Source organism: Aeromonas sp. QDB30 (genome assembly GCF_027707645.1).
Taxonomy (GTDB): domain Bacteria; phylum Pseudomonadota; class Gammaproteobacteria; order Enterobacterales; family Aeromonadaceae; genus Aeromonas; species Aeromonas caviae.
Window position 1 is genome coordinate 1 of sequence record NZ_JAPCIY010000084.1, and the last position, 17,539, is coordinate 17,539.

17 protein-coding genes are annotated in these 17,539 nt (G+C 63.2%); 5 read left to right on the forward strand and 12 right to left on the reverse strand.

What is annotated here, in order from left to right; all coding sequences use genetic code 11:
• Positions 1-161 precede the first annotated feature (161 nt).
• From PG896_RS18280 to cydH, 4 genes are all read right to left on the reverse strand, one after another.
• Positions 162-1,442 carry a sigma 54-interacting transcriptional regulator gene (locus PG896_RS18280; protein ID WP_043153926.1) on the reverse strand — a complete coding sequence of 427 codons (1,281 nt, stop codon included), beginning with the start codon at positions 1,440-1,442 and terminating at the stop codon, positions 162-164.
• 54 nt (positions 1,443-1,496) lie between these two features.
• Positions 1,497-2,006 carry a hypothetical protein gene (locus PG896_RS18285; protein ID WP_039039694.1) on the reverse strand — a complete coding sequence of 170 codons (510 nt, stop codon included), beginning with the start codon at positions 2,004-2,006 and terminating at the stop codon, positions 1,497-1,499.
• Between the two features lie 105 nt (positions 2,007-2,111).
• Positions 2,112-3,524: a sensor histidine kinase gene (locus PG896_RS18290; protein ID WP_045522797.1), complete on the reverse strand. Its 1,413-nt coding sequence runs from the start codon at positions 3,522-3,524 to the stop codon at positions 2,112-2,114.
• A 102-nt stretch (positions 3,525-3,626) separates the two neighbouring features.
• A complete protein-coding gene (gene cydH / locus PG896_RS18295) occupies positions 3,627-3,719 on the reverse strand; it encodes a cytochrome bd-I oxidase subunit CydH (RefSeq protein WP_152551729.1) in 93 nt (30 codons plus the stop codon).
• Positions 3,720-3,844: 125 nt separating this feature from the next.
• Here cydH and folK point away from each other — a divergent pair, with 125 nt between their 5' ends.
• A complete protein-coding gene (gene folK / locus PG896_RS18300) occupies positions 3,845-4,390 on the forward strand; it encodes a 2-amino-4-hydroxy-6-hydroxymethyldihydropteridine diphosphokinase (RefSeq protein WP_043153928.1) in 546 nt (181 codons plus the stop codon).
• 58 nt (positions 4,391-4,448) lie between these two features.
• Here folK and PG896_RS18305 read toward each other — a convergent pair whose 3' ends face one another.
• A complete protein-coding gene (locus tag PG896_RS18305; protein ID WP_043153929.1) occupies positions 4,449-5,153 on the reverse strand; it encodes an SDR family oxidoreductase in 705 nt (234 codons plus the stop codon).
• 159 nt (positions 5,154-5,312) lie between these two features.
• On the opposite strand from PG896_RS18305, the gene PG896_RS18310 reads away from it, so the two are divergent.
• Together PG896_RS18310 and PG896_RS18315 are read left to right on the forward strand one after the other, a co-directional pair.
• Positions 5,313-5,717: a CBS domain-containing protein gene (locus PG896_RS18310; protein WP_043153930.1), complete on the forward strand. Its 405-nt coding sequence runs from the start codon at positions 5,313-5,315 to the stop codon at positions 5,715-5,717.
• Positions 5,718-5,966: 249 nt separating this feature from the next.
• Entirely contained in the window at positions 5,967-6,731 is a 765-nt protein-coding gene (locus PG896_RS18315; RefSeq protein ID WP_043153932.1) for a substrate-binding periplasmic protein, read from the forward strand.
• Between the two features lie 101 nt (positions 6,732-6,832).
• Here the strand turns inward: PG896_RS18315 and asnC are convergent, their stop codons facing one another.
• Positions 6,833-7,294, reverse strand: a complete 462-nt coding sequence (gene asnC / locus PG896_RS18320) for a transcriptional regulator AsnC (protein ID WP_041214272.1) — start codon at positions 7,292-7,294, stop codon at positions 6,833-6,835.
• 154 nt (positions 7,295-7,448) lie between these two features.
• On the opposite strand from asnC, the gene asnA reads away from it, so the two are divergent.
• Positions 7,449-8,441 carry an aspartate--ammonia ligase gene (gene asnA, locus PG896_RS18325; protein WP_043153933.1) on the forward strand — a complete coding sequence of 331 codons (993 nt, stop codon included), beginning with the start codon at positions 7,449-7,451 and terminating at the stop codon, positions 8,439-8,441.
• A 227-nt stretch (positions 8,442-8,668) separates the two neighbouring features.
• On the opposite strand, the gene PG896_RS18330 is transcribed toward asnA, so the two are convergent.
• The 4 genes from PG896_RS18330 to rluD form a co-directional block, all read right to left on the reverse strand.
• Positions 8,669-9,493 carry an MBL fold metallo-hydrolase gene (locus PG896_RS18330; RefSeq protein WP_053288036.1) on the reverse strand — a complete coding sequence of 275 codons (825 nt, stop codon included), beginning with the start codon at positions 9,491-9,493 and terminating at the stop codon, positions 8,669-8,671.
• Positions 9,494-9,553: 60 nt separating this feature from the next.
• Positions 9,554-12,127: an ATP-dependent chaperone ClpB gene (gene clpB / locus PG896_RS18335; protein WP_041211934.1), complete on the reverse strand. Its 2,574-nt coding sequence runs from the start codon at positions 12,125-12,127 to the stop codon at positions 9,554-9,556.
• Positions 12,128-12,377: 250 nt separating this feature from the next.
• A complete protein-coding gene (gene pgeF / locus PG896_RS18340) occupies positions 12,378-13,115 on the reverse strand; it encodes a peptidoglycan editing factor PgeF (RefSeq protein WP_043153937.1) in 738 nt (245 codons plus the stop codon).
• A gap of 119 nt (positions 13,116-13,234) precedes the next feature.
• Positions 13,235-14,215, reverse strand: a complete 981-nt coding sequence (gene rluD, locus PG896_RS18345) for a 23S rRNA pseudouridine(1911/1915/1917) synthase RluD (RefSeq protein WP_010675991.1) — start codon at positions 14,213-14,215, stop codon at positions 13,235-13,237.
• A 116-nt stretch (positions 14,216-14,331) separates the two neighbouring features.
• Here rluD and PG896_RS18350 point away from each other — a divergent pair, with 116 nt between their 5' ends.
• On the forward strand, positions 14,332-15,087 hold the full coding sequence (locus tag PG896_RS18350) for an outer membrane protein assembly factor BamD (protein WP_029314864.1): 756 nt from the start codon (positions 14,332-14,334) through the stop codon (positions 15,085-15,087).
• Positions 15,088-15,159: 72 nt separating this feature from the next.
• Here PG896_RS18350 and PG896_RS18355 read toward each other — a convergent pair whose 3' ends face one another.
• On the reverse strand, positions 15,160-16,467 hold the full coding sequence (locus PG896_RS18355; RefSeq protein WP_049636093.1) for an L-cysteine desulfidase family protein: 1,308 nt from the start codon (positions 16,465-16,467) through the stop codon (positions 15,160-15,162).
• 26 nt (positions 16,468-16,493) lie between these two features.
• Entirely contained in the window at positions 16,494-17,165 is a 672-nt protein-coding gene (locus PG896_RS18360; RefSeq protein WP_039039625.1) for a helix-turn-helix transcriptional regulator, read from the reverse strand.
• Between the last annotated feature and the right edge of the window lie 374 nt (positions 17,166-17,539).

The window sequence follows — 17,539 nt, forward strand, 5'->3', positions numbered from 1 at the left end:
CCCCCCCCCCCCCCCCCCCCCCCCCCCCCCCCCCCCCCCCCCCCCCCCCCCCCCCCCCCCCCCCCCCCCCCCCCCCCACCCCCCCCCCCCCCCCCCCCCCCCCCCCCCCCCCCCCCCCCCCCCCCCCCCCCCCCCCCCCCCCCCCCCCCCCCCTCTGTCATTTATCCCTTCGACTTGAAATTTGCCGCCTCGATGCCGTGCCGATTCAATAGCTTGTAGAAGTCGGTGCGGTTTCGCCCCGCCATGTTGGCCGCCAGGGTCACGTTCCCCTCCGTGGTGCGCAGCAGCCGGATCAGATACTCCTTCTCGAACTCGGCCCGCGCCTCGTTGAACGAGGGAATACCGCCACCGCCGCCACTCAGGGCCGACTCCACCATCGCCGCGCCTATCACCGGGCTGCAGCAGAGGCTGGCGAGCTGCTCCACCACCCCGCAGAGCTGGCGCACGTTGCCCGGCCAGGCCGCGGCGGCCAGCAGGGCCAGCGCCTCCGGCGAGAAGCCGAGGGCGGCGCAATCGGGGTGACGGTTGCGGTAATCGTCCAGCGCCTGACGGGCCAGCAGGGGGATGTCCTCGCTGCGGGCGCTCAGCGGCGGCAGAGTGATGTTGGCCACGTTGAGGCGGTAGAAGAGATCCTCGCGAAAACGCCCCTCTTCCATGGCGGTCACCAGATCCTGATGGCTGGAGCTGATGACCCGCACCTCGGGGGTACCCTGACCATACTCCGCCAGCACCTGGAGCAACTTGGCCTGGAGTGACTCCGACAGATCCCCTATCTCGTCGAGGAAGAGGGTGCCGCCTTTGGCCTCGGCAAACAGGCCGGACTGGCCATCCTCGCCAAACAGCTGCAAGTCCAGCGCGGGCCAGGGCAGAGCCGCACAGTTGATGGTATGCAGCGGCTTGTCACGGCGGTGGCTGGCTTGGTGCAGCGCCTGGGTCATCACCCCCTTGCCGGCGCCGGAGGGGCCCAGGATCAGCACGGGCACGTCCATGGTGGCGATGCTGCTCGCCTGGATCAGCAACTGCTCCATCTGCGGGTTGCGGGTCTGGATGAGGGACTGCCACTCCTGCTGCTGCTTCGGACGGGTCAGGCTGAGAGCATGTTCTATGGTGACCAGCAGCTCGTTCTTGTCGATGGGCTTGGTGAGGAAGCTGAACACCCCGGAGCGGGTCGCCTGGATGGCGTCGGGAATGGTGCCGTGGGCGGTCATGATGATCACCGGCATGCCGAGCCACTGGGACTGGATCCGCTCGAACAGCGCCAGCCCGTCCATGCCCCCCATGCGCAGATCGCTCAGCACCAGGTCGGCCCGTTGCTGGCGCAGCCTGTCCAGCGCTCCTTCGGCGCTGTCGGCGGTATCCACCTCGTAACCCTGGCTGCGCAGGCGCATGCTCATCAGCTTGAGCAGGCTGGCATCATCGTCCACCAGCAGAATACGGCTCATGCTCTCACCCCCTCTTGGCGAAAAACGCGGTCATTGCGGCGCGGTCCGGAGCTGTCATGGCTGACCTCCCCCATTGAGCTTACGCTGGTTGAGCTGCTCGTCGATGGCGGAGAGCTGCTCTATCTGCTGGCGCAGACGCTTCACCTCCTGACTCTGATCGTCGCGGCGGCTGTCTCGCACCAGCAGCTCCTCCCCGAGGGCGATCCAGCTGCGCAGGAAGGCCTGGGCATCGAGACCGAGCTCCGGCAACAGAGCTTTCAGCTGATCCAGCCCGGCCCGGCGGCTGGCCACCGATTCGGACGGGTGGGTGTTGACCATGGCCAGGCTGACCCGGCTCTCGAGGTCGGTGGCGCCGGCCAGTCGCTGGCGCTCCTGCATCCGCTGCTGAGGATGGCTGGCCAGCAGCCAGTCCGAGTATTGCAGGCGCACCTGCATCTCCTTGTTGGCAAACTCCATCCGCCTGGCGATCGCCTCCTGGGAAGGCTCGGTGAGGCTGGTAGAAGGCAGCAGGGAACAGCCAGCGAGCAGGCCTATCATCAATACGGGAATCACAAATCGTTTCATCTTGAATGTCACTTCAGATCCTGGTGGGGAACAGGCACCTGCCCGCTCCTCTCAATATTCGGTGTCAAGGCGCCACCCGCACCTGCGGGGTCGCCGCCACGCCCGTCAGCTCGGGCGCACGTTCAAATCCAGCCGGAAACAGACATCAGCCTGGGCATCCTCGATCAGCCTGAGCTCGCCACCCAGACTCATGGCTGACTCACGGGCAATGGAGAGGCCCATGCCGGAGCCTTTCAGCAATCCCTGGCGCACTATGCTGCCCTGTTCAAAGGGCTCGAAGATGCGCTCCCGCTCGTCTGGCGGGATGACAGGCCCTTCGTTGGCCACCTCCAGCCAGCCGCCGCCCGCCCCCGCCCCGGCGCGGATCCAGATCTGTCCGCCCCTGGCGCCATAGCTGACCGCGTTGGAAAAGAGATTGTCGAGGATGAGTCGCAGGCGGTAGGGCTCTGCCCGCAGGCTGATGGGCTCGGGCGGCAAGTGTACACTGATTTGCTTGGATTCCAGCGCGAGCCGGTACTCTTCGGACAAGTCTGACAACAAGGGCGCCAGGGGCACCTCGGACAGGGTGAACACCTCCTGCTGGCTGAGGCGATTGAAGTCGAGCAGCCGCTCGATCAGGGTCTGCAGACGGCGGCTGTTCTCCTCCAGCATCTGGCAGATCTCCTGCTGATCCCCGTTGAGGGGCCCCACCAGCTGCTCCGAGAGCAGATCAGCCCCCTCCCGCAGCACGGCAAGGGGGGTTTTCAGCTCGTGGGATACGTGGCGCAGGAACTGGTATTTCTGCTGTTCCAGCTCCTTGAGCTTGTCGTGCAGCCAGCTGATCCGCTCCCCCAGCAGCACCAGTTCGGCCGGGCCATCCACCGGGCGCTGATCCGGCTCGACGCCTGCGCCCAGACTCAGGATCCGCGACTCAATCTGACGTACCGGGTGGATGATGAGGTAGGTAAAGAGCAACACCAGCAGCAGGCTGAGCCCGACCACGAAGCCGCTGACCCACCAGATCTGCTGTTTCAGCTCCACGATGGCGCCCCGCATGCGGGTCACGTGATCATCCACCTGGCTGCGGGTGACCACTTCCAGTTGCTGGTTCAGTTCGTTGAAGTCGGTGAAACGGGGGCTGGTCGCCTCCTGCCTGGCCTTGCGCAGATCCTGCAGGCCATCGAGCCAGACCAGCGTCGCCTCGAGATCTCCGTAGACCTCGGCATCCGGAATGGAGTCCTGATGAGTCGCGAGCAGTTCCCGGTAGCGCACCAGCTGCTGCCGATAACTGGCCAGGATGCGGTCATCACCCAGGACCGCATAGCGGCGCAGGGTGCGCTCCAGATCGATGGCCTGGGTGGAGAGCAGCGTCGCCCGGCGAGTGTCCCGCACCGCACGTTCCATCTCGTCGCTGGTGAGCTGGCCCAGGTGGGAGAGAGCCTGACTGTCGTGCCAGATCATGCCCCCCAGGGGCATCAGCACCAGCACGAAGCCCATCAGTACTACCTGGAGCAGGGAGCGGGGCCGAACCTTGGTCATCTTCTGCGGTCTCGATTCGTCATGGGGGAGCCAGCATATCCGCACTGCCCCAAAAAGCAAAACCGGCCATAAAGCCGGTTTGATTGCTCACCGAGGCCGGATTCACGCCAGGCCGACGGACGCCACACAGATGACAATGATCATGGCAAGGGCCCCTGACGCGGTCAACAGTGCCCATTTCATTTCTACGCTCATGCAAACCTCCTTTCTGCCAATCAGCGTTGGATCACAACAGATAACGACATGTTAATTCATAGTGAATCCCATAACCGTGAGCTGCGTATATATTTCAGACGAGCCCAACCCAAGGAATGGAAAGCATGTTTTACCTCTGTAGCATTGGATCCAATCTCGACCCCGCCCTGCACGTCAGTCAGGCCGTCGCCGAATTGCTGGCCCGCTTTGGTCGCCTTCACCTGAGTTCCGTCATCCAGACCAAGCCTGTGGGCATGCATTCGCGCCACGACTTCCTCAACTGCCTGTTCGTCGTCCAGAGCGACCTCTCTCCCGCCCAGCTCAAGGCCGAGTTTGTCACCATGGAGCTGGCCCATGGCCGGGATCGCAGCAACCCCCTGTGCAAGGTGGCGGACAGGCCACTGGACATCGACATACTGGCCTGCGGCGAACGGGATGACTTCGCCGAGGCCGGGGTGGATGCCTACCTGGGGGATCTGCTGGCGGAGATGTATCAGGGCGGCAGTGTGGACTCCGGCAAGGTGACCCTCGGCCTGCCGGGCAGCAAGGTGTTTGCGAAGCAGCGCATCGGCCAGGCCCCCATCCATCTCTGCCAGCAAGACGAGGCCCTGCTTCCCGGCAACGGCCACCCCGGCCCCCCTTCCCGGCACGCCGCCATCCGGCACCCTTGAGCCATTCACACGCATGAGGCGCCCAAAGGCGCCTCATGTCATGGCGGCCCGCCTTGCCCTAGATGACGGCGAGGGCGCGCCCCCCGTCCACCCGGATGCTGGCCCCGGTCATGTAGTCGTTCTTCATCAGCATCTGTACCGCCTGCCAGATGGGCTCCAGACCCCCTTCCCGCGCCAGCGGCGTCTTCGCCAGCACCTGCTGGCGCCAGTCATCCCCGTGCTCGTCGAGAAACAGGATGGGGCCAGGCTCTATGGTGTTGACCCGCACGGCGGGTGCCAGTTCGCGGGCAAAGCTCATGGCCAGGGAATGGGCTCCCGCCTTGGTGGCCACGTAGGCGGCAAACTGGGGCGCCGGGGCATGGATGTAGATATCGGTGATGTGGATGATGCCCCCGTTGGGCTGGCGAGCAAGGGCGGGGGCCAGCGCCCGGTTGAGCTGGAAGGGAGTCGCCATGTGTACCCGGTAGAACTGATCAAACTGGGCCAGCTGCACCGCAGGATCCGCCGCCTGGGGCTCGAAGGCGGAGGCATTGTGGATGATCAGGGCAAGATCCTCATGGGCCGCCAGCGCCGTCACCACGGCGCCCACCTCCTCTTCCCGGGTGAAGTCCGCCTTTACCAGCTCGACGCCCACGTCTCGCAGACGATCCAGCTCGGGCCGTTCGCTGCGATAGCTGCCCGTCACCTGCCAGCCAGCGGCCACCAGCTGCTCGCACAGATAGAATCCCAGGCGACGGCCACAGCCCGTTACCAATGCACGCATACCCTCTCCTTGTGGTTGTCGCCCTCCCCGATCCATGCTGGATCGCACGGAGGACCCATTCATCGGCCATGACCTATCGATGTCCGAGGCAAAACCCATTGGCCCCCTGTCACGGCCACCGGGCATAGTGGCCCCATCGACCCCCATGGAGCCACCATCATGCTACAAATTCGCGATCATATGCAGCCATTGACCCACTCACTGCACCCCAGCCTCGGTCTGGCCGAGGCGCTGGACAGACTCCATCGGGCAAACCTGGGGGGCCTGCCGGTACTGGATGACCATCAGCACCTCGTCGGATTTCTCTCCGAGCAGGATTGCATTCCCGCCCTGCTCACGGGCAGCTATCACTGCGACACCCGTACTCTGGTCGAAGATCTGATGAGCCGGACCCCGCTGTTCGTCTCTCCTGATGACAACATCGTGGATCTCGCCCGCCAGATGGCCGGGGCCAGACCCAAGGTCTATCCAGTGATGGAGGGAGGCAAGGTGACAGGCATCATCAGCCGTCGTCAGGTGATGCAGGCCCTCAACACCCAGATGAAACAGTGTCAGGCAACCTGAGGCAGGCAACCTCGCACACGTTTCATGCCGGCCACCCTCCCGTCCACAGCCGGCGAGTGGCTGGTCCACCCCGCCCGACTCTGCCACGGGGCGGCCTGTCGAGGCAGCGCCGCCCTCCTCCCACCGGCACCGTTCGTTTGTCCCCTCCCCATTTCAGGGTTTGCCATCCGTGGTCGTCTCTAGTTAGATAGGTATCGGTCACAGTCCCTGCCGGATGCGACCCCGTCCCCAATGCTCAGGAAATGTAACATGCGACGCTTGCTCGTATTCTGCTTTCTGCTGCCCTGCTGGCTGTCAGCCAGGGAGTTGGTCATTGGTGGCATCCAGGAGCCCCCTCTCAAGTGGCTGGATGCACAAGGACACCCTCGCGGGCTGGATGTGGATCTCGTCACCGCCATCTTCGGCACGCTCCATACCCCCATCAGGATTGAGCTCATCGATTCGGGAGCCAGGCTCACCCGCAATGCCGAAAGCGGCTTCTATGATCTGCTGCTGGCCCACTCCTACAAACCGGAGCGGGAGGCCTATCTGCTCTACCCCAAACAGGCCCATATGCTCCATAGCTGGCACTTCTTCATACGCAAGGAGTCCGCAGGCCTGATCCACTATGACCATCTGACGGATCTCAAACCCTGGCGTATCGGTGTCACCCGGGATTTCTCCTATACCCCCGAGCTCGCGGCAGCCATGACAGACCCGAGCTATCACTTCCAGGAGATCCCCATCAACCAGCTGCAACTGCGAAAACTCATTGCCGGTCGTATCGACGTGGTGCCCATGTCCCTGGTCACCGCCTTCACCCAGATAAGAGAGGAGGGACTGGAAGGCAAGCTCGACTACCTGCCAAAACCCCTCAAGACCAGCCCCTACTTCAATGCCTGGACCCGTTCCCGGGCCGATGCCGACACCCCGGCCCTGATGGCCGCCTATGATGCCGAATTGCTGCACATGAAGCGGGACGGCCGGCTCAAGGCCCTCTACGACAAATACGGCATCCCCTATATCGAACCCTGACCCACCAGTCAGGGTGTCATCTCCCACAGGGTCGAATTCTGCAGCGCGGACAGGGTCTATCACGGGAGAGGGGTCTCTACGCCCCCCTCAGACCACCCGACTCAAGGCTTCACATCCCGCAGGATCGGGTTTTGCAGCGAAATCAGCGTCTCGGTGGACTGGATCTCGTCGATGGTCTGGATCTTGTGGATCAGCACCGTCTGCAACTCGTCGATGGAGCGGGTCATCACCTTCATGAAGATGCTGTAGTGGCCGGTGGTGTAGTAGGCCTCCACCACCTCGTCCAGCGCCTGCAGTTTGGCCAGGGCCGACGGGTAATCCTTGGCGCTCTTGAGGTTGATCCCGATGAAGCAGCAGACGTCGTAGCCCAGCTTCTTGGGGTTCACCTGCACCCGCGTTCCCTCGATGATGCCCGCCTGCTTCATCTTCTCTACCCGCACGTGGATGGTGCCCGGGCTCACCAGCAGTTGTTTGGCCAGTTCGGCGTAAGGCAGGCGCGCATTCTCCATCAGGGCGGAGAGGATGGCCTGATCGAGATTATCGATCCGATAATTTTCTGACACTTTTTTGCGCTCCTTTTAATGATTCATCATTAATTGATGGCTTATTTTGAAGAAAAAAACACACAAATCCTATTTCAATTATCGAATATTGAATTTAGTTGGCATTCTGTTGAAGAATCACCGCATTCAACGGATTCACGACAGGTAATTCAGCATGAAACAGCACTATATCCGCAGCCAACAGCAGATCAGCTTCGTCAAAGAGATGTTCTCCCGCCAACTCGCACTGCAACTCGGCCTGATGGAGGTACAAGCCCCCATTCTGAGCCGGGTCGGTGACGGCACCCAGGACAACCTCTCCGGCTGCGAGCATGCAGTGCAGGTCAAGGTGAAAACCCTGCCGGAGCACAGCTATGAAGTGGTCCACTCCCTGGCCAAGTGGAAGCGCCAGACTCTGGGTCGCTTCGGTTTCGGCCCGGGTGAAGGCATCTACACCCACATGAAGGCACTGCGTCCGGACGAGGATCGTCTCAGCCCCATTCACTCCGTCTACGTCGACCAGTGGGACTGGGAGAAGGTGATGCCGGGCGAGCGCCGGGATCTGGCCTATCTGCAGGAGACGGTGCGCGGCATCTGGACCGCCATCAAGGCCACCGAGCGCGCGGTCTGTGCCGAACACGACCTGACCCCCTTCCTGCCGGCGGATATCCAGTTCCTGCACAGTGAAGAGCTGCTGACCCGCTACCCGGACCTCGATGCCAAGGGACGCGAGCGCGCCATCGCCAAAGAGCTGGGAGCGGTCTTCCTCATCGGTATCGGTGGCGCCCTCTCCCACGGCGAACGCCACGACGTCCGTGCCCCGGACTACGACGACTGGAGCAGCGAGAGCGAGCTGGGGCTGGCGGGTCTGAACGGTGACATCCTGGTGTGGAACCCGGTGCTGGAAGACAGCTTCGAGATCTCCTCCATGGGGATCCGGGTGGACGCAGAGGCCCTGCGCCGCCAGCTCGCCATCACCGGGGACGAGGATCGCCTGCAGTACGACTGGCATCAGGATCTGCTGGCAGCACGGATGCCGCAAACCATCGGCGGCGGCATCGGCCAATCCCGTCTGGCCATGCTGCTGCTGCAAAAAGAGCACATCGGTCAGGTCCAGGTCGGCGTCTGGCCATCTGAAATGAAGGCTGCCATCCCAGGCATGCTGTAACGAATTGATTTGATTGCATCTGTCCTCCTATCGCGGCAACACGGCGCGGGACAGACGCGATAGCGAAGCTGGTCAGCCGGGGTGGAGAGCGTATCCCGACTGACTGTAAGGCGGGCATGGTCGCTGACTGTGCCTGCCGACCCTGGGGCTTGCCCCTGCGATCCGCTCAACCCACGTCAGATCGCATCGAATACATTCCTCCCGGCAATCTTCGGATTGCCGTTTTTTTACGCCGAAAAACTGTGCTCAAAACCCGCCCCGATCTGGTGCTGGCGCGGCAACCCCGCCTTTCTGCTGCCGGTGCAGTGGCAGGCAAACAACCGCTCCACCGCCTCTTCCTGCAGATAGGCTCCGAGCGCCACCGCCCGCTCTGGGCCGGAAAACTTCAGGTGCAGGCCGCCGATGACGGCGTGGATCCGCTCGTCGCCACACACCTCCTTGGCCCACTCGATGATGTTCTCGACCCCGGCGTGACCGCAGCCGATAAAGACGATGAGCCCCTGCTCGCTCTTGTAGGCCAGCGCCGAGTCGTCGCTGATGAGGTCTTTCTCCACCCGCCCACCCCGCACTATGTAGCCGAGCAGCGAAGGCGCAGCCCGGTCGCGCCGCACAATGCTGCCGAGGAACACCAGACGATCCGAGAGCCACACCGGCTCGGACGAGCAGTGGGGAAGCAAGCCTCTGGCCGGCAGCGACTCCCGAGCCAGCGCCCCCGACAGGCGATAGAGGTTGCGCCGCCAGAAGGGCAGCGACAGGAAGTAGCCCCGCTCGCAGAACACGTCCGGACAGGCGATGAGCGGGATGGGTCTTGGATAGGCGGGCAGCGAGCCGACCCCGCCCACATGGTCATAATGACCGTGAGAGAGCACCACATGGGTGAGAGAGGCGAGATCGATCCCCATCACGGCGGCGTTGTGGCACAACGCCCGGCCACGGCCGCTGTCGAACAGCACCCTGAGGCCGTCACACTCCAGCAGCAGCGCCAACCCTCGCTCGGGCAGACAGCCAGGCAGATGAACGTCGTCATCCACCAGCACGGAAAACGTCAGCATCTCAATCCCTCAGAAAACAAAACGCAGGCACGAGGCCTGCGTTTTTCATCGACAATCCCATTACTGGGTCATGGTGAGGCCGTTGCTGTCGGCCCCCAGCCGCAGTGTCTTGCCCGGGATGACCCGACCGCTGAGCAGGGCCTGGGCCAGCGGGTTCTCCACCTTCTGCTGGATCGCCCGCTTGAGGGGGCGCGCCCCGTAGACGGGATCGAACCCGGCGTGGACCAGCTTGGTCAGCAGCTCCTCGCTCACCTCCACCTCGAAGCCCTGGGACTCCAGACGGCTCATCAGGCTCTTGAGCTGGATGCGGGCGATGGACTTGATGTGCTCCTCTCCGAGCGGGTGGAACACCACGGTCTCGTCGATCCGGTTGATGAACTCCGGCCGGAAGCTGCGGGTCAGCACCTCCATCAGCATGGTCTTCATCTCGTCGTAATCCTTCTCGGAGTGGTGCTCCTGGATGAGATCAGACCCGAGGTTGGAGGTCATGATGACGACCGTGTTGCGAAAATCGACGGTACGCCCCTGACCGTCGGTCAGGCGGCCATCGTCCAGCACCTGCAACAGGATGTTGAAGACATCGGGATGCGCCTTCTCCACCTCGTCCAGCAGGATCACCGAGTAGGGGCGACGGCGCACCGCCTCGGTGAGATACCCCCCTTCCTCGTAACCCACGTATCCCGGAGGCGCCCCCACCAAACGGGCCACGCTGTGTTTCTCCATGAACTCGGACATGTCGATCCGCACCATGGCGTCCTGGGTATCGAACAGGAACTCCGCCAGCGCCTTACACAGCTCGGTCTTGCCCACCCCGGTGGGGCCGAGGAAGAGGAAGGAGCCGATGGGGCGGTTCGGGTCGGACAGCCCGGCACGAGAGCGGCGAATGGCGTTGGAGACGGCGTCCACCGCCTCTTCCTGGCCGATCACCCGGCTGTGCAGCTGATCCTCCATCCGCAGCAACTTCTCCCGTTCCCCTTCCAGCATGCGGGCCACCGGAATGCCGGTCCAGCGGGCCAGGACGTCGGCGATCTCCACGTCGGTGACCCGGTTGCGCAGCAGGCTGGTCTCCTGCATCTCGGCCTGGGTGGCGAGATCCAGCTGTTTCTCCAGCTCGGGGATGCGGCCGTACTGCAACTCGGACATGCGGCCCAAGTCCCCTGCGCGGCGCGCCACCTCGAGATCCTGACGGGCCTGCTCCAGCGCCGCCTTGATGTGCTGAGTCCCGGCGAGGGCAGCCTTCTCGGCCTTCCACACCTCTTCCAGCTCGTTGTATTCCCGCTCTTTTTCCGTCAGCTCCTGATTGAGCAGATCGAGGCGCTTGCGGCTGGCGTCATCGTCCTCCTTCATCAGCGCCTGCTGCTCCAGCTTGAGCTGGATGATGCGCCGCTCGAGCCGGTCCAGGGATTCCGGCTTGGAGTCGATCTGGAGCCGGATGCTGGCCGCCGCCTCGTCGATGAGGTCGATGGCCTTGTCAGGCAGCTGGCGATCCGCGATGTAGCGGTGGGAGAGCTGGGCCGCCGCGACGATGGCGGGGTCGGTGATCTGCACATGGTGGTGCAGCTCGTAGCGCTCCTTCAGGCCACGCAGGATGGCGATGGTGTCCTCCACCGAGGGCTCCTCCACCAGCACCTTCTGGAAACGGCGCTCCAGCGCGGCATCCTTCTCCACGTACTGCCTGTACTCATCGAGGGTGGTGGCCCCGACGCAGTGCAGCTCGCCGCGGGCCAGGGCGGGCTTGAGCATGTTGCCCGCATCCATGGCACCCTCGCCCTTGCCGGCGCCGACCATGGTGTGCAGTTCGTCCACGAAGAGGATGACGCTGCCCTCCTCCTTGGCCAGATCGTTCAGAACCGCTTTGAGCCGCTCCTCGAACTCGCCGCGATACTTGGCACCGGCCACCAGGGCCCCCATGTCGAGCGACAGCACCCGCTTGTTCTTGAGCCCTTCCGGCACTTCGCCATTGATGATGCGCTGGGCCAGCCCCTCGACGATGGCGGTCTTGCCGACGCCGGGGGCACCGATCAGCACCGGGTTGTTCTTGGTGCGGCGTTGCAGCACCTGGATGGTGCGGCGAATTTCGTCATCCCGGCCGATCACCGGGTCGAGCTTGCCGAGTTCTGCCCGCTCGGTGAGATCGATGGTGTACTTCTCCAGCGCCTGGCGATTCTCCTCGGCGTTGGCATCCTCCACCTTCTTGCCGCCACGGACCTTGTCGATGGCTGCCTCGAGTTTTTCCTTGGTCAGCCCCTGGGCACGCAGCAGCTCGCCCAGCGTCCCCTTCTCGTCCAGGGCCGCCAGCACGAACAGCTCGGACGAGATGAACTGATCCTTGCGCTGCTGGGCCAGCTTGTCGCAGACGTTGAGCAGGCGGCCGAGGCCGTTGGAGAGCTGTACGTCCCCTTCCACCCCGCTGACGCGGGGCAGGCGATCCAGCTCCTCGCCGAGGCGCGAGCGCAGGGTATTGATGTCGAGCCCGGTCAGGGTGAGCAGCGGGCGAATGGATCCGCCGTCCTGATTGAGCAAGGCGCTCATCAGATGGACGGGTTCGATGAATTGGTGGTCACGACCCAGTGCAAGAGACTGGGCATCGGAAATGGCAATCTGGAATTTGCTGGTCAGGCGATCGAGGCGCATTGCACTCCCCCTTCAAGACAGACGCCGCATGCGCGGCAACAACATCGCTTTCTGACAAGGAAGATGTGGTCTTGAAGGGCAATTTCAAGGGGTGGCTGTTTATTTTTTCCTCAATAGCGGTGACCGAGGGAAAACGACCTCGCAATGGCAGCCTGCACCCTGAGCCTGCTCGGCAGCAAGACATGGCCGCCAAAGGGCCATCACCAGGGAGTGAAGAGGCGCTTGCGGCCACTCGCGAGCGCCTCTTCGGCTATTTTTCCAGCCACACAAGGGAGGCCATGCGACCCGTCTGCCCGTCGCGGCGATAGGAGTAGAAGCGCTCGCTGTCGCTGAAGGTGCAGTATTCGCCGCCATAGATGGCGGTGACGCCGGCGCGGGCGAGGCGCAGTCGGGCCAGCTGGTAGATATCCGCCAGCCATTTCCCTTCGTTGAGGGATGGCACGAACGCAGCCGCCGCTTCCGCCTGCTCCGCCATGAAGGCCTCACGCACCTCGCCACCCACTTCGAACGCAGCGGGACCGATGGCCGGGCCCAGCCAGGCCAGGATCTCGCCAGGCTCGCAGCCCATGGCGGCGATGCTTGCCTCCAATACGCCCCCCTGCAGTCCGCGCCAGCCGGCATGGGCCGCCGCCACTACGGTGCCTGCCCGATCGCAGAACAGCACCGGCAGGCAGTCGGCAGTCATCACGATGCAGGCCTGCCCCGCCTCACGGGCACAGGCGGCATCGGCATCCGGTACGCGCTCATAACGGTCGCTCACCGGATGGACGGCGATGCCATGTACCTGGTTGAGCCAGTTGAGAGTGCCGGGGATCCCCGCCACCTGCTGCAGTCGGGCGCGGTTGGCCTCGACCCTGGCCGGTGCATCGCCCACATGGGCCCCGAGGTTCAGACCAGCAAAGACCCCTTCGCTGATGCCGCCGTCCCGGGTGGTCGAGAGAGCCCTGACATTGCCCGGTGCGGGCCAGTCGGGTGCGATCCAGTTCATCTGTGGCTCCTTTCGTTCATATGAAAACGGGGCCCCTTGGCTGCAACCAGTCAAGGGGCCCCGCATCAGATCATGGAGGGCAGGTTACGGCAGGAATCGTCGCAAGGCCGCCCCCGGGATCAGTTCCAGACCAGATCGTCCGGATTGGCCAGGGTATCCGCCCGCAGCACTTCCATCAGCGCCACCATGTCCTGCGGCGTGGGGGAGTGCCACTCCATCACTTCACCCGTGATGGGGTGCGCCAGCTTCAGCATGGTGGCGTGCAGCGCCTGACGGTGGAAACCTCGCAGGGCCTCGGTCAGTTCGGGGGTGGCGTTGCGCAGCAGACGCAGACGACCGCCGTAGGCGGGATCCCCCACCAGCGGATGCTTGATGTGGGCCATGTGGACACGGATCTGGTGCGTACGGCCGGTCTCCAGCCGCAACCGCAGACGGGTGTGACCACGGAACTTCTCGTGCACCCGGTAGTGGGTGACGGACTCGCGCCCGTTGGGCACCACGGCCATGTGGGTACGCTGGGTCGGGTGACGACCGATGGGGGCATCGACGGTGCCGCCGGCGGTCATGTGACCGATGGCAATCGCCTCGTACTCACGGGTGATCTGGCGCGCCTGCAGCGCTTCCACCAGGTGGGTCTGGGCGGGAATGGTTTTGGCCACCACCATCAACCCCGTGGTGTCTTTGTCCAGACGGTGCACGATACCGGCGCGGGGGACCTCGGCGATGCCGGGGTAGCGGTGCAGCAGGGCATTGAGCACGGTGCCGTCCGGCGTACCGGCGCCCGGGTGAACCACCAGGCCGGCCGGCTTGTCGATCACCAGGATGTGTTCATCTTCATAGACGATGTTCAGCTCGATGTTCTGGGCATCCCAGCGGGTGTCGTCTGCCAGTTCCACATTCACATGTACCTGCTGCCCGGCCACCACTTTCTCGCGCGGGGTATTGGCAACCTGACCGTCCAGGGTCACTCTGTCCTGTAAAATCCACTCCTTGATGCGGGTCCGGGAGTAGTCGGGAAACAATTCGGCCAGGGCCTGGTCGAGTCGTTGCCCGAATTGGTGATCCTGAAATTCGCCTGTCAGTTCAATATGCTGGCTCATGTATGGTCTCTTGAGCGGGGGTATCAATTCGAAATAATCCGGGTATTCTAGCTTTTCTTTTAGCCAAGCATAACGGATACTTTGCCAATTTCGTGGAAATGGACCGGATGTTGTTGATGGGAAAGAAGTCTCACCTGCTGATGTCGCTCGCCTTGGTCGCTACTCTGATCACTGGCTGTTCCAGCACCAAACCCAAGGTTCCCGACGAACCGCCGGAAGTTCTGTACCAGAAAGCCCGCATCAAACTGGATACCGGCAATTACCTCAATGCCATCGAACTGCTGGAAGCGCTGGACTCTCGTTACCCGTTCGGTGCCTACTCCAACCAGGTTCAGCTCGATCTCATCTATGCCTACTACAAGCAGGATGATACCGCCCAGGCGATCGCCAACATCGACCGTTTTATCCGCCTGAACCCGGCGCACAAGAACATCGATTACGTCTTCTATATGCGCGGCCTGACCAACATGGCGGCGGATTACAACTTCTTCCAGGATTTCCTCGGCATCAATCGGGATGACAAGGACCCCTCCTACGCCCGTCAGGCCTTCCAGGACTTCAAGACCCTGCTGCAGAACTACCCCAACAGCAGCTATGCAGCCGATGCCCGTGCCCGCATGATCGGCCTGAAGAACCGTCTTGCCCGCTATGACCTGGGGGTAGCCGAGTACTACGTCAAGCGTGACGCCCTGATCGCCGCCGCCAACCGCGCCAAGCTGATCGTCGAGACCTATCCCGACACGATGGAAACCGAGAAGGCACTGGAAATCATGGTCAACGCCTATGACACCCTGAAGATGCCGACCCTGGCCCAGCATGCCCGAGAAGTGCTGGCCAAGAACTACCCGGACAACCGTCTCGGTCGCGGCTGAGTAGCGAACGGACAATGAAAAACCGGAGCCACTGGCTCCGGTTTTTTTATGGCCGACGGCGGCACTCCGGGGTCACTGGTGCTTACCCTGCTGCTTGGCCCGCATGATGTTGATGATCTCGATGTCGGTATCCAGCATCCCCTCCCTGGAGAGGCGACCCAGGTTGGCGATGGTCTGGTCCACATCGTCCGAGACGATCCCCTCGCTCTGGGGCACGCGCAGGTTGTTGATGGCCATCAGCGAGGATTTCACCGCCGCCGAGGTGGAGGTGGAGACCTTCATGGAGCAGGCGCTGCCGGCGCCGTCGCAGATGATGCCGGAAACATCCCCAATCATGTTGTTGATGCAGTGGCTGATCTGCTCGAACTGGCCCCCCAGCAGCCAGGTGATGGCGGCCCCCGATCCCATGGCGGCGGTACTGGCTGCACACAGGGCGGAGAGCTTGTTCTGGTAGGCCTTGATATAGATGGCCACCAGGTGGCTCATCACCAGGGCACGGGCCAGCTGCTCGTCATCGGCCTTGAGGAAGCGGGCGGCGGCGACCACCGGCATGGTGGCGGCAATGCCCTGGTTGCCGGAACCGGAGTTGGACATGGCGGGCAGCATGGCGCCATCCATCCGCGCATCGGAGGCGGCAGACGACAGGCGCATGGCCAGGGTCATCAGATCGTCGGAAAGCAGCTTGCGTTCCACCTGGTCGGTGAGGATCTTGCCGATGCGCAGGCCATAGCCCTGCAGCCCTTCGTCCGCCAGCGCCTGGTTCATGGTGGCCGCCTCGCGGATGAAGTCGATCTCGGCCAGCGGCACCTCCAGGGCGAAGGCCACGATCTCCTTCAGGGTCATGGCGGGCTTGCCGGCCTTGGCTGGCTGGATCTGCACCCCGGGGGCGCTGTCCTGCACCATCAGCACCTCGCCATCCTTCTCCATCAGCACGATGCGGGTGTGGTCGGTACAGATCACCACCCGGGCGCTGTGCCCCTCCACTTCGGCCAGCACCTCGGCGTAGAGCACGTCGGGCACATCCTTCACATCCACCTCTATGGTGGGCAGCAGCCCCTTGGCCGCCTCAACTTGATCCGGCGTGAGGCTCTTGAGCACCTCCAGCCCGGCATCCGGGTTGCCACCGGTGATGCCGACGGCGGCGGCCACCGGCAGGCCGATCATGCCGGTACCCGGCACCCCGACCCCCATGCCGTTCTTGAACAGATTGCCGCTGACCCAGACGCGGGTGCGAGTCGGTACCTGCCCCAGCAGCTTGCGGCAGTTGGCCGCCGCCAAGGCGACCGACATGGGCTCGGTGCAGCCGAGGGCCGGCACCACTTCACGCTTGAGCAGGGTAATAAAGTCGGTCCATTGTGCGTTCATTGCGATGTGTCTCATGTTCATGACGCCCGCGTGCGGGCTCGTCATTGTTGTTCGGCCAGTTCCGCCTTGTGATTGCGGATATGCAGGTAAACGGTATGGCGGGAGATGCCGAGCAGCTCGGCCACCAGTTGGGCGGCATCCTTGATCTCGAAGATCCCCATGTCGTAGAGCCGGTGCACGATCGCCTTGTTGCGCACGCTGCTGCCCAGCCCGGGATCCCTGTCCACCTTGGCGATCACCTGCGCCACCAGATCATCCACCGAGCTGGCGAAGGTCTCGGTGCCGTGGGCAGGGGGCACTGCGGGCGGGGCAAAGGTGTCGAGCAGGCTGCCAAGGGGCGTGTCCAGGCTGAAATTCACGCACAGCATGCCGATGGGTTTGCCCTCGCGGTTGCTGATGGTGATGGACGAAGACTTCAGCAGGGTGCCCTCCCGGGTGCGGGAGAAATAGCTGCTCCACTGGCTGCCGGCGGCACTGTGCAACTTGTCGAGCGCAAAATCGGTGACCGGCGCACCCTCCTGGCGGCCGGTGATGTGGCCGTTGGCAATCTTGATGACGGAGGCGTGCAGACTGTCAAAGGCGTGCAGCACCACCTCGCAGCCCGGGCCAAACAGGGCGGACAGCGCCGCCACCGCAGGCTCGAAGCTGGCGATCAGATGGCGCTCTTCATCGGTCAGTGTGCTGGCGTCGCGCAAGGGAGCTACCTCGGTCATGGGGTCATCCGGTCAACGTTGGGTAAGGATATTCGAAGCGGACTCAAATAAAATTGAGCAAATCCGCTTTTTGCGCGGGCATTATGCCCGACTGGTGAGACAACACCACAAAATGTGAGCAAAATCACGACTGAAATGACAAAAAGGCCCCATGAGAGGCCTTCAAGGTGGTTTTTTGGTGCTTTTGCTCAACTTTAATTGAGCCAGGGCTCGTCAGTCAGTCCGGACAGGCAGGCACCACCGTCTGTCTGTTCCCTGCCACGGTCATCCACCCTGGTCATAAAAAAGGGGGCCGAAGCCCTAATGCCAGTCAGTTAAGCCTGACTGGCATTGTTTTTACTAGGTTTTCTCGTCGCATACTTCTGTGGTTTGGC

Bases quoted from the DNA above. Each gene is read 5' to 3' on its own strand.
- PG896_RS18280 (WP_043153926.1), bottom strand. From the start codon at position 1,442: ATGAGCCGTATTCTGCTGGTGGACGATGATGCCAGCCTGCTCAAGCTG.
- PG896_RS18285 (WP_039039694.1), bottom strand. From the start codon at position 2,006: ATGAAACGATTTGTGATTCCCGTATTGATGATAGGCCTGCTCGCTGGC.
- PG896_RS18290 (WP_045522797.1), bottom strand. From the start codon at position 3,524: ATGACCAAGGTTCGGCCCCGCTCCCTGCTCCAGGTAGTACTGATGGGC.
- cydH (WP_152551729.1), bottom strand. From the start codon at position 3,719: ATGAGCGTAGAAATGAAATGGGCACTGTTGACCGCGTCAGGGGCCCTT.
- folK (WP_043153928.1), top strand. From the start codon at position 3,845: ATGTTTTACCTCTGTAGCATTGGATCCAATCTCGACCCCGCCCTGCAC.
- PG896_RS18305 (WP_043153929.1), bottom strand. From the start codon at position 5,153: ATGCGTGCATTGGTAACGGGCTGTGGCCGTCGCCTGGGATTCTATCTG.
- PG896_RS18310 (WP_043153930.1), top strand. From the start codon at position 5,313: ATGCTACAAATTCGCGATCATATGCAGCCATTGACCCACTCACTGCAC.
- PG896_RS18315 (WP_043153932.1), top strand. From the start codon at position 5,967: ATGCGACGCTTGCTCGTATTCTGCTTTCTGCTGCCCTGCTGGCTGTCA.
- asnA (WP_043153933.1), top strand. From the start codon at position 7,449: ATGAAACAGCACTATATCCGCAGCCAACAGCAGATCAGCTTCGTCAAA.
- PG896_RS18330 (WP_053288036.1), bottom strand. From the start codon at position 9,493: ATGCTGACGTTTTCCGTGCTGGTGGATGACGACGTTCATCTGCCTGGC.
- clpB (WP_041211934.1), bottom strand. From the start codon at position 12,127: ATGCGCCTCGATCGCCTGACCAGCAAATTCCAGATTGCCATTTCCGAT.
- pgeF (WP_043153937.1), bottom strand. From the start codon at position 13,115: ATGAACTGGATCGCACCCGACTGGCCCGCACCGGGCAATGTCAGGGCT.
- rluD (WP_010675991.1), bottom strand. From the start codon at position 14,215: ATGAGCCAGCATATTGAACTGACAGGCGAATTTCAGGATCACCAATTC.
- PG896_RS18350 (WP_029314864.1), top strand. From the start codon at position 14,332: ATGGGAAAGAAGTCTCACCTGCTGATGTCGCTCGCCTTGGTCGCTACT.
- PG896_RS18355 (WP_049636093.1), bottom strand. From the start codon at position 16,467: ATGAGACACATCGCAATGAACGCACAATGGACCGACTTTATTACCCTG.
- PG896_RS18360 (WP_039039625.1), bottom strand. From the start codon at position 17,165: ATGACCGAGGTAGCTCCCTTGCGCGACGCCAGCACACTGACCGATGAA.